Consider the following 11,108-nt stretch of genomic DNA (forward strand, 5'->3'; position numbering starts at 1 on the left):
CGCACTAAATAAGCACAAGCTTCCGATAATTATTCTTTTATTTTTCTTTAGCGATAGTGATGGCTTTTAATAAATCGCCATTAATATTCGGAATTGTGTCAGCCAAAAATATCTGATTACCAGGTGTAAAAGTGAGTAAAACGTTTTTTAGTCGTTGACTGTTTTCACTGGTTTTATTTTGAACATCAAACTCAATTAATTTGTTGTACACTTCATTTGCCAGCTTTTCTTCTTGTTCTTCGGTAATCGCAATACGTCCAACACAAATTGGGGGTCGAATATCGTGACTAAACACTTCTTCACGAAAGCGCTGTGCAAATAGCGTGTCTAAATTTGAACCTTCTTCAAAAATAAAGCGGCCTGTATCTTTAAATTGATAGTGTTTATCCCCTTTCAGTTCAATGTAATCCATCATTTCTAGTGCACGTAAATAGAGCGCAACGGAAGTATCACTCAGCTGGTATCTCCGTGCGATCTCTTCTAAAGACCACTCAGGTCGACGCAAAAGATAAAGAAAATCAAATAAGTGAGGATATTGATGAAAAATCTCACTGTTGGTGTCGGTGATAAACTGTTCACTCTCTTGCTGCAGCTGCTTACCTCGCATGGATAACTCAACCAAATCCGTATCTAGGTGCGTGGCGTACAACAAGATTTTATCTAAACCAAGAGACGTATTGTGAAGCTGTCTTTTTATAGTAGAAAGCGGGATTCCAAGTCCAATAGAAAGCTCAGAATATCCAATGCCTTTTTCTTTTATTTTTTCTCGTAAAGCAGCAAGTAAATACGTTGCAGAATTATTCATCTAACAATGCCTGTATTTTATTTATTCAGCATCCATGATGATAAATTCAAGAGAGTCCTACTCTTGTGATTTTGGTCTCAATATTCTATCTTGTTGGCGTAAAACATGTCTTATCCATTAGATTTTTTACTTTTCTTTAACTGGATACATTTTACCCATCCAGAACAAGTTATAGCCATTGCTCTATGGGCTTATCAAGATAATAGTCAGTATAATTGTTTTGAAGAGTAAAATTAAGATAGCAAAGATTTTTACTAAAACTTTTCTGATAAGAGCGCAAATTTTCAGATGAAAAGTATCAAAAAATGACACCAATCGATTTATAAAAGCGTGAGATCACAATTGGAAAGTGAATCTATGGAAATTTTTAATTTCAATGACCAGTAAAAACCTTGTTATATTCTGAAAATAACAAGGTTAATTTATAAAATAATTATTGAAGTAAGATCATGTTATTAAGTCAAAATTATATCTGGCTCACATATTTCTTTTTCTCGCCACCATTGTTTATTTATATGTTCTTGATGAACGTAAAAACTCTGCCCCGGCATTGGCGTCAGCAGCGTTATATGTTCTTTTTGACAATGGGTAAGCAAATCTAAAATCGGTTCGTCCCAGCGGTGAGTAAACAGTTCGTATGTAGCCCAATGTACTGGCAACAGTTTTTTCGCATTTAAATCGCGAAACGCTTGCACGGTATGATGAGCCTGCATGTGCCCCCAGTTTTCGACCGGATAACCTTGGCCTTTCACATCGGCAGCCACCTCCAAACAGGCAATGTCGATTGGTCCACATCGCAGTGCGATCTCGGAAAAGTGCGAATCGTAAGCTGAATCGCCACTAAAATAGAGCGTCTCTTCTTTGCCTTTGATGACCCAAGAAGCCCACAGGGTCGCGTTTTTATCGAAATAAGTACGACCCGAATTATGGTTAGCAGGCGTACAAATCAGTTCGATTCCAGCATAGTGCACGCTATCCCACCAATCGAATTCCACGATGTTGTCTGCGCAAACGCCCCACTTTATCAGATGCTTGCCAACCCCTAAGGGCACATAAAACGTCACGGGCTTATCGGCGTAGAAACGTATGGTCGACGCTTCTAAATGGTCGTAATGATCGTGCGAAATCACGATAATTTCAGGAATCGGCAAACAATCTCTGGCGTGAGTATTGGGAATATTGCGTTCAAACCACGCTTTTGCGATGAACGGAGAAGCGTAATCAAATACCGGATCGGTCAGAATTCGAATGCCATCGACCTCCACCAGCATACTAGAGTGGCCCAGCCAAGTAAGGCGCATCGATTCACTTCGCTGCGCAAACTGCGTGGGTTGAATTGGGGAATGTGGCAAATGTTCGTTAGGACTCAACGGCGTTCTACCACCAAGATAACTCCAACACACCTGCCAGAATGATTGCGGACTAGGGACGTTTGGCATCTCGTTTTTAACGCGGCCGTTTTCAAATTGAGGCGAGTGGTGAACACGGTGCGCCAACTGCGCATGGTAGGTTTGAGGCGGAATCAGTGAACTTGGCTTTTGTGTCTTTTGTTCACTCGTTAGGTATGTGCGCTTAAGTATCGTCTCAGACATATCGTTATTTTGTCTCGCTTGTGAACGCTCAACAGTAGGTTTATTAAAACGTGCGTGTATGTCTATTTCGTGACCAAAATGAGGTGTAAGATGAAGATTCAGTTTCAATCAAACGTCTTCTATTTAAGGAAACGGTTCTCAAACCTTCTGAATACTGCGTCGGTTTGAAAGGAGAAAACTATGGTGACTTGCAGCCAATACGATTTTATTGAAATCGCCTGTATGTTTAAGCTCCCGATCGAGATCACACTAAAAAATGGTGAAACTCATCAGGGCAACGCGTTCGACACAGGCTACGACATGCAGCGACAAGAGTGCTTGTTTTTAGATATGGATGGTGAGCACATCGCCTTCCCGACTGAACAATTAGTCGCAATGCGCGCGCTCAAAGCCAATCCGCATTTTGATGAAGTGACGTTTGAGTAAACGTCCGTCTTTCATTGACACCGTCCAATAAAAAACACCTCTCAAGCAAATACAACTTGAGAGGCGTTCTCTGACACGATTCACCGGAACTTGTTGTTATTCACGCGATCGGATGAAAACCAGCATCGGCATCATGATCACGAACATCACTCCTACAAGCTGGAAAGTGTGTACAAACGCAACCATTTGCGATTGCTGCTGCAACATCTGTTGGTATTGGTCTAACGCAACCGGGTCGGTAATAGAAAGCCCCTGATTGGCCGCCCAGTCATGCAAGTTAGGATTATAAGGATTAATACCCTCTCCCAGCGCATGCCATTGCTGCTGACTATCACGATATTGGAACGTGGTGGCGATAGAGATACCAAACGAACTACCAATCGTACGGAACAAATTGTAAATACTTGCCGCCGCGACAGATTGCTCTTTCGGAATCGTTAAATACGCCAAGGTGGACAGCGTCGAGAAGGTTAAACCAAGCCCCATGCCCTGAATCATACTCGGCATCACAATCCAAAATGTATCGATCTGCAGTGAGTATTGCGTCATCAAATAACTACCAATCCCGATGCAGCTCAAGCCAAAGACTATTTTGATTCTGGGATCGAATTGCGGATTGAGTTTAATCACCAAAATCAACATCGCCGCTGACGCCAATCCACGCGGTGCCATTAACAAGCCAGTGGTTGAGACCGGATAATTCAGCAAGCTTTCCAACAACATCGGTTGTTGAGTCGTCAGACCAAACATCGCCATCGACACCACAGCAATCATCAGCGACGAGACCATAAGATTTCGGTCTTTAAGCAGCCATAATGGCGCTATTGGGCTTTTGGTTTTCCAACTGCGATGGATCCACATAACCAATCCCATGACCGCGAGCAATATCGCCGTCTGAATCATGCGTGAGTTGAGCCAGTCTTCTTCGTTCCCTTTATCCAACACAAACTGCAACGCGCCCACACCTAACGCCATGTAACCGATGATCCACCAGTCAAAGTTAGGTTTGGATTTGTTGTCGATGTGGATATAGCGATAAATCAAAGAGGTACAGATCAAACCGAATGGCAAGTTGATGTAAAAAATCCAGCGCCAGTTGATGTTGTCGGTGATCACGCCACCCACGACTGGGCCCAAAATAGGACCAAGCAAAATGCCGATGGAGAAAATCGCCATCGCTTTGCCTTTTTGCTCGTACGGATAAATCTGCACTAACGTCGACTGCGCCAATGGAATCACCGACGCGCCGAAAGCGCCTTGGATAATGCGAAATAGCACCATCTCTTCAAGCGACTGTGCTTGCCCACAAAGCGCACTGGCAATCACAAAACCGATCACGGCAACCAGCATGACTTTGCGTTCACCAAAGCGAGACACCCAGAAACTGGTCATCGGAATGAAGATCGCTTCCGCCATGCTGTAACCCGTCAGCACCCAAGTAATTTGGTCTGCTGTTGCGCCCAACGTGCCCATCATGTGCGATAGCGACACGTTCGCAACGGTCATATCGATTAACACCATGATGGCAGAAAGCATCACGGCGACGGTGGCAATACCCCGTTTGTCTGCCGTAATTTGATGGCTCATTGCACGCTACTTTGCAAATCAATGGTGACTTCTGAGCTCGCACCCACGCGAAGTTGCGGCGCATCGACTGGTACTTCTAATGCCAAACGTACAGGGAAACGCTGTTTGATTTTGACCCAGTTACCCGTTGCGTTTTCTGGTGGCATCAAGGAGAACGATGTACCACTCGCAGGCGACAGTTGTGCTACCGTTGCTTTCCACACCACGTCTGGGTACATATCAATCACCACATCCGCATGCATGCCAGGTTTAATATGAGTAAGATCGGTTTCTTTAAAGTTCGCGCGTACCCAATAGCTGTCTTTTAAAATCAAAGGGAACAGCGTTTGACCCACGCTAACGACCGAGCCTACGTGCGTATTGATTTCGCCGGCAATGCCATCCACTGGTGACGTAATGTCGGTGTAACTCAAGTTCAGCTCCGCTTGCGCTAACTGTGCTGCCGCTTGTTGAACAACCGCAGCCTCTGCGCCTTCTTCACCACGGTTCGCAATGGCTTTTTCTACCGTCGCGCGCGCTTGCTCCAGGCTCGCTTGGGCATTGGCAAGTTTGTTTTTCGCCGTATCTAAATCTTGGTCCGACGCCAGTTTGCGTTTCACCAAGGAATCCGTACGTTTGTACTCCACTTGCGCTTCTGTCAGGTTAGAGCGCGCCGCATCTAAGCCCGCAACGGCTTCAGTTACCTGCTTATCGGCAACGTCATGTTGCTGGACCGCCAATTGGTATGCCGCTTTGGCTTGCTTCACTGCCAACAAATATGGGCGTGAATCTATCTTCAGCAGTAGGTCACCTTTGTTAACAGATTGGAAATCTTTGACATCCACGGAAACCACTTGGCCTTTTACCTGTGGCGCTACCGACAAAATTTTTGCCCTAACGTAGGCATCTTCCGTGCTTGGGTGACTGTCTGAATACTGCCAAGACCAATACATCGCACCAAATGCGATAACACAGAGAGTAAAGAAAAGAGTTTTTACCAGCTTAGCTCTGGAGGAAGAATGCTTCGCGATGTCGCCGCTCATTTATATTGTCCACTTGTTCAATTATGTGATCAGTGTAGGACTTTTCGATCTTCCGACAATAAAATGATCTGCAAGGTAAAGATCCAATTTTGCATGTTGCTAAGTTGAGTAAATGATGTGCAATCAAAACGAGGATAAAAAAGAGGGGCAGTCCCCGTAACCGCCCCCAAAGTCATGCCAATAATAGTAATGTGCGTGTAACTACTGGTTTTTCTTAGAACTTGTAACCGCCGCTGATCATAAATACCCAAGGGTTAATTTTGACGTCGGTTTTTTGCTTCGCTCCACCTGCTTTGTAAGTTGCTTCTGTTTCAATGTTTGCGTACCACGCAGCAGCGTTGAGGAACCATTGATCGTTGATCATGTAGTCCACACCAATATTCGCTGCTAGACCGAATGAGTCATCCAACTTAAGATCTGAAAGGCCAGCGCCTTTACCCGTGCTATTGAAGCCCTCATCAAAGAACATGGTGTAGTTGAGACCTGCACCAACGTATGGACGGAACTTACTTTGTGGCTCGCCAAAGTAGTACTGAACCATAAGCGTTGGTGGAAGGTGTTTGGTGTCCGCGATATCACCAAGACCTAACAAATCTGTTGAGATATCGTGGCTGAATGGTGTTGCTGCTAGAAGCTCTAGGCTGATGTTATCTGTGAACATGTAGCCAAACGTCAAACCAAGCTGCGTATTTGAATCCACTTTCAATTCTTCTTGAGAACCAAGAATCTTATCGCTGCTGTCATTAGGAACGACAGACGCCGCACCAACACGAAGAACGAAGTCACCTTGTTTATGAGCGAAAACACTTGGTGACACGAGTGCAGCAACCACTGCTAGACTGCAGATTGTTTTTTTCATTTTTTATTTCCTTTTATAGGGCTTCGTTATGTCGTACCCAAAGGTGTGCCTGCTGACTGGCCTTAGATTTCAAGTAAACTCAGCGCCTTGAAGCACACGGGCATCTATATTTTTTTGAGCTGCGCGCAATCTAGCACATAGAAACCCTACTATTTTGATGGAAATCAATTTGTGAAAAATATAGGTTTTTTGTATAGAGAAACGCCATACCGATCAACAAATTATGCAAATCGGATACAATTCTGTAATGCAAACTGTGCGTGTGAGAAGCCATGCCTACTCAAAAACACGAATCCTCTCGCTAGGGCCTCGTAGCCAGCAAAAACTTTTTTCTTCCTCTACGTCTTCTATTTTCAAAAAACAACCCACTTAAAACGCTCGTTTGACCCCTTAAAATTGCGATTTGAGGGGTTTGTAAAACACTGAAATACAAGAAGTTATTTTTCTGGAAAATCAGTCACTTGGAGTGCTAGTCTGCTCGCAGCTAAGGAGAAGACATGTTAAAAACCGATCTCATTTTTGAACGAGAAAACTTTTCTCATCACGATTTTCAGAATGCCACCTTTAAAAACTGCCACTTTTATATGTGCAGTTTCGACCATGCCGATCTGCGCGATGCTAAGTTCATCGACTGTCGCTTTATCGAATCCAAAGCGCTAGAAGGGTGTAGTTTTCGCTTCGCGAACTTAAAAGACGCCAGCTTTACGAACTGTATGTTGGCGATGAGCCTGTTTAACGGCGCAAATTGTATGGGCTTGGAGCTGCGTAAGTGCGATCTCAAAGGGGCAAACTTCCAAGGTGCGAACTTTGCTAATCGCGTCAGTAACACCATGTTTTTCTGTTCTGCTTTTATTACTGGCTGCAACCTCACCTACTGTAACTTCGAGCGAGTGTTACTAGAAAAATGTGACCTCTTTGAAAACCGTTGGAACGGTGCGAACCTCGCAGGGGCAACTCTCAAAGGCTCGGATTTATCTCGCTGCGAATTCTCGCCAGAACAATGGGGAACCTTTAACGTTGAGCAGTGTGATCTGACTCATGTCGAACTAGACGGGCTAGATGTTCGCCGCGTTTCTCTGTTTGGTGTTAAAATTTGTGATTGGCAACAAGAGCAATTGCTTGCGCCTTTTGGACTGATCATTCTCTAAGGAAAGGCATGAACCTGTTTAAAGACTTACCGAATAACCTCGACGAGGAAGTGTTCGAAGACCTGCTGATCCACAAAAACCTGCGTATAGAACGCATTGTCTCAACGGGGCAAGCCTCGCCCGAAAGTGGCTGGTACGATCAAGAAGAACATGAATGGGTATTGGTTCTTAAAGGAGCTGGAGAGCTGACTTTTGAATCAGGTGTAGTGAAACGACTTGAGGCAGGCGATCACGTTACGATTCCGGCTCATACCAAACACAAAGTGAGCTGGACTGACCCAACGCAAGAAACCATTTGGTTGGCAGTGTTTTATCAATAAACACAAAACGATCTTAAATCGAAAAATAGGCGCTGAATTTGCTCGATACTACCAAGCCGTCACTGGCACTGTTTGATTTTGATGGCACCATCACCCGAGAGGATATGTTTAGCCTTTTCCTCCACTATTCTGCTTATGGCCTGCGCAAACGAGTAGGAAAGGTCGCTATCATGCCATTTTATGCGCTGTACAAACTCGGAGTGTTACCCGCTCGTCTTATGCGTCCGCTCAGCAGTTTTATTGCATTTTCAGGGAAAGAAACGCAGCAAATTGAAGCGATTGGCGCTCAGTTTGCCCATGAAGTGATCCCGCTGTACTTACGGCCAGAAGCGATGGAAAGGTTGGCGTGGCATCAACACAGAGGCGATACCATTGTGGTGGTGTCGGCATCACTCAATGCGTATCTCAAGCCTTGGTGTGAAGCGAACGGTTACCGCTTGCTGTGCAGTGAACTGATCTCAGAACAGCCAAAACTGAGTGGCTTTTACCAGCAAGGTGATTGCAGTTTAGAAAGAAAAGTCTCGCGCGTTAAGGCGGCGTTTTCGCTCGACGAGTTTGAGTCTATTTATGCCTACGGTGATACACACGAAGACATTCCGATGCTCAAACTGGCAGACTACGCGATGCTCAACTGGATCGAGTGGAGAGCAAGCGAATAACGATATGTGCTCTGATTTTCAAGACAACCACTCCACCAAAGTGGTCGTTTTAGACTGAAAAAACAAACCCTTCTCACATGAGAAGGGTTTTATTGATCAGGGCCCGAATAAATGGCTTAACGCCATACACCCCATTGACCCGTTGTGCCTGGTTCCTCACCAGACGTCCACCACTGAGCGGTCCATTCTTTACCGTTGTGCGTCACCACATCACCTTGGTCGTAAACAGCCGTCTTGTCCCACAAGTTGGTTGGTTCAACTGGTGGCGGTACATCCGCTTTGATCAGTGACAACGCATAACTGAAGTCTGCGCTTGGCGCTAATACTTGGTTCGCATTCACGTTCTTACCATCGAACATGTAGTGGTTCATCTCTTGATGCCAAATGCCCACATACCAATCGCCCGTTTGCTGCGCGTTAAATTGATCCGCAATTTCTGCCGCCCAAGTCGTCGTATTGTTTGCGCTGATTGGCAGTGAAATATCAACAATTTCATTGCCTGTCGCATTAAACGTACGGAAACGCACCGTATCGCCAGACTCTACTGGCCCAAAACCTTGCTGAACAAAGTAGCCTAGAGATGTCAGATTGTTGCCCGGTTCGGTTGGATCAACAGGGTCAGTCGGTGGCGTCGTGCCTGTTCCGTTTAACGTAATGTCACTACAGTTGTAGAAACCTTCACCAGCAACATCAATACGCTGCCAACGAGTGTAAAGTACCGCATCGCCCGAACGATCAGCAGGGAAAGTCACCTGAATACGGTAGCGTTTTTCCGCATCGACATACACATCACCTGCGGTGTCGATCAGCTCTAAATCCCCCCAAGTAAGAGGTTTTGAATCATCATAAGTCGGCTTGGTGAGATAGAATTCCCAGTACGATGGGTTGTGCGGCGCCTTGCCGTAAAACACCAATTCAATCTGGTTATTTGCATCTGGCGTAACATTGGTGCGCTGCCAGTTTGGAGAAGGAATGTTCAAGCCTTTCTTAGCGGCATCGCCGGCAGAACACAGTTCGCCGTCACGGACTACGGCTTTGACATGCTCCATATCTCGGTAATTTGGTACGTTTGCTGCAATTTCACTGCGTTGCACAAACGGGTAAGCACCAGATTCTTCAAAAGCCGCTTTACACGCTTGGTTGGGGATCTCATTGGTCCAAAAACCACCGTCTAAATAACACGTATTCTGACGAGCACTTGGAAATTCTACCCAGCCGTGGGCGTTGACGTTAAATGAGCTCAATGCGGCAACAGCGCTTAAGCTCAAAAGAGGAAGTGTTACATGTGATTTCATCGTTCATCCTTAAATTTGCTGACTCGCCGCTCATGAACACAAGCGGTTTAAGCAAAACTAGCAGGATGAGATTATTTCGAAGGTGAGAATAAAGGTGGAAATTGTAAGAGTGCCATCTGCTTTCCAGCATTTGTTGTGTACTGATCTCATACTCGACTGACTCTTTCGAGTCACTTCAAATTCATGTGCCACAAAACCATGCCATTCTTGACCGACTAACGTTCGTCTTTCGGTGTGTCCATTACCACCATGGTTGTGATCGACTTGACGTGCTCACACTCACCCAGTACATCGGCATGGAACGCTTTATATGCGGCTAAATTTTGCGTTTCTACGCGTATTAAATATTCGTTGGCTCCCGTAATATTGTGACATTCCACCACTTCATCCACAAAGCGCACGTGTTCTTCAAAACCAAGCTGTGCTTGCTTAGAGTGCGAGGCCAAACCAATCGACACATAAGCGACAAAACCCACGCCAAGTTGCTGATTATCCAGCACCGCTCGGTAGCCTTTTATCACGCCTTTACGCTCTAAATCTTGCACTCGACGTAAGGTTGCAGACGGAGATAAGCCAACGCGTTCCGACAGCTCTACATTGGAGATTCTTCCGTCCCGCTTGAGCACTTGCAATATTCTTTCGTCAAATCTATCCATGATGATGTTTCATTGCTTATTTAGTTTCTAATCATCAAATAAAAGCACAATATTGACCTCAGTTCTACTTATAGTTGTTCTCAACTTATCGAGAACTGATTCAAGGAACAATCTATGGAATATCATCAACTGGGCGCTTTGGCGTTGTTCGCTTTTGTCTCCACTTTTACGCCGGGTCCCAATAACATTATGTTGATGACCTCAGGGGCAAATGTCGGCTTTAAACGCACTATCCCACACATGTTGGGCATTACCTTCGGCTTTGGTGCCATGTTAATTTTGGTGGGCATTGGTTTGATGAGTCTCTTCAACGCTTACCCGATTACTCACTCCATTTTGAAAGTATTGAGCTTGAGTTATTTGCTGTACTTGACGTACAAAATCGCCACGAGCGGCAAAACCGAAGCAAAACACGATTTTCGCCCAATGTCTTTTTTAGGGGCGGTGGCATTCCAATGGGTGAACCCGAAGGGTTGGTCGATGGCGTTGACGGCCATTACGGTATACACCAGTGGCGGTTCTTGGCTTGAACTGACTTTTATCGCGGGTATCTTCTGCTTAGCTAACTTGCCATCGGTAACATTTTGGACCGCGGCAGGCATGCAACTTCAACGCTGGTTGACCACATCTAGGCGTGTAAAAGGGTTTAACTATGGGATGGCAGCGCTTTTACTGCTGTCGACTATCCCAATGATATAGAGGACAAAATAGCCGTAAAACCGTGATCTAATACAAAGTT

At 45.2% G+C, this 11,108-nt stretch carries 12 protein-coding genes; 5 read left to right on the forward strand and 7 right to left on the reverse strand.

Features of this window, described 5'->3' with window-relative positions; genetic code table 11:
• Positions 1–37: 37 nt before the first annotated feature.
• Positions 38–805: a hypothetical protein gene (locus LIX84_RS09780; protein WP_020841655.1), complete on the reverse strand. Its 768-nt coding sequence runs from the start codon at positions 803–805 to the stop codon at positions 38–40.
• Positions 806–1,260: 455 nt separating this feature from the next.
• Positions 1,261–2,397 (reverse strand): MBL fold metallo-hydrolase, encoded by a 1,137-nt coding sequence (locus tag LIX84_RS09785; protein ID WP_226421182.1) that lies wholly within the window; start codon positions 2,395–2,397, stop codon positions 1,261–1,263.
• A 180-nt stretch (positions 2,398–2,577) separates the two neighbouring features.
• On the opposite strand from LIX84_RS09785, the gene LIX84_RS09790 reads away from it, so the two are divergent.
• Positions 2,578–2,823 (forward strand): Rho-binding antiterminator, encoded by a 246-nt coding sequence (locus LIX84_RS09790; RefSeq protein WP_020841653.1) that lies wholly within the window; start codon positions 2,578–2,580, stop codon positions 2,821–2,823.
• A 96-nt stretch (positions 2,824–2,919) separates the two neighbouring features.
• Here the strand turns inward: LIX84_RS09790 and LIX84_RS09795 are convergent, their stop codons facing one another.
• The 3 genes from LIX84_RS09795 to ompW all read right to left on the reverse strand — a co-directional run bounded on the left by LIX84_RS09795 (position 2,920) and on the right by ompW (position 6,291).
• Positions 2,920–4,410, reverse strand: a complete 1,491-nt coding sequence (locus LIX84_RS09795; protein WP_226421183.1) for an MDR family MFS transporter — start codon at positions 4,408–4,410, stop codon at positions 2,920–2,922.
• Positions 4,407–5,432: an HlyD family secretion protein gene (locus LIX84_RS09800; RefSeq protein ID WP_226421184.1), complete on the reverse strand. Its 1,026-nt coding sequence runs from the start codon at positions 5,430–5,432 to the stop codon at positions 4,407–4,409. The genes LIX84_RS09795 and LIX84_RS09800 overlap by 4 nt, the downstream gene beginning before the upstream one ends.
• Positions 5,433–5,646: 214 nt before the next feature.
• Complete coding sequence (ompW, locus tag LIX84_RS09805) at positions 5,647–6,291, reverse strand: outer membrane protein OmpW (RefSeq protein WP_005391962.1); 645 nt, start codon at positions 6,289–6,291, stop codon at positions 5,647–5,649.
• Positions 6,292–6,788: 497 nt separating this feature from the next.
• Here ompW and LIX84_RS09810 point away from each other — a divergent pair, with 497 nt between their 5' ends.
• The 3 genes from LIX84_RS09810 to LIX84_RS09820 are packed head-to-tail and all read left to right on the forward strand — an operon-like array spanning position 6,789 to position 8,418.
• Positions 6,789–7,439 (forward strand): Qnr family pentapeptide repeat protein, encoded by a 651-nt coding sequence (locus LIX84_RS09810; protein WP_005460782.1) that lies wholly within the window; start codon positions 6,789–6,791, stop codon positions 7,437–7,439.
• 8 nt (positions 7,440–7,447) lie between these two features.
• Positions 7,448–7,759, forward strand: a complete 312-nt coding sequence (locus tag LIX84_RS09815) for a cupin domain-containing protein (protein ID WP_226421185.1) — start codon at positions 7,448–7,450, stop codon at positions 7,757–7,759.
• Between the two features lie 38 nt (positions 7,760–7,797).
• A complete protein-coding gene (locus tag LIX84_RS09820) occupies positions 7,798–8,418 on the forward strand; it encodes an HAD-IB family hydrolase (protein WP_048625535.1) in 621 nt (206 codons plus the stop codon).
• Positions 8,419–8,534: 116 nt separating this feature from the next.
• On the opposite strand, the gene LIX84_RS09825 is transcribed toward LIX84_RS09820, so the two are convergent.
• On the reverse strand, positions 8,535–9,713 hold the full coding sequence (locus LIX84_RS09825; protein ID WP_226421186.1) for a lytic polysaccharide monooxygenase: 1,179 nt from the start codon (positions 9,711–9,713) through the stop codon (positions 8,535–8,537).
• 215 nt (positions 9,714–9,928) lie between these two features.
• Positions 9,929–10,369: an Lrp/AsnC family transcriptional regulator gene (locus LIX84_RS09830; protein WP_031813570.1), complete on the reverse strand. Its 441-nt coding sequence runs from the start codon at positions 10,367–10,369 to the stop codon at positions 9,929–9,931.
• A 114-nt stretch (positions 10,370–10,483) separates the two neighbouring features.
• Between LIX84_RS09830 and LIX84_RS09835 the strand changes: the two genes are divergently transcribed.
• Entirely contained in the window at positions 10,484–11,068 is a 585-nt protein-coding gene (locus tag LIX84_RS09835; protein WP_006740964.1) for a LysE family translocator, read from the forward strand.
• The last annotated feature ends 40 nt before the right edge of the window (positions 11,069–11,108 follow it).

Origin of the sequence: Vibrio sp. E14 (assembly GCF_020515785.1) — a bacterium.
Lineage (GTDB): Bacteria > Pseudomonadota > Gammaproteobacteria > Enterobacterales > Vibrionaceae > Vibrio > Vibrio diabolicus.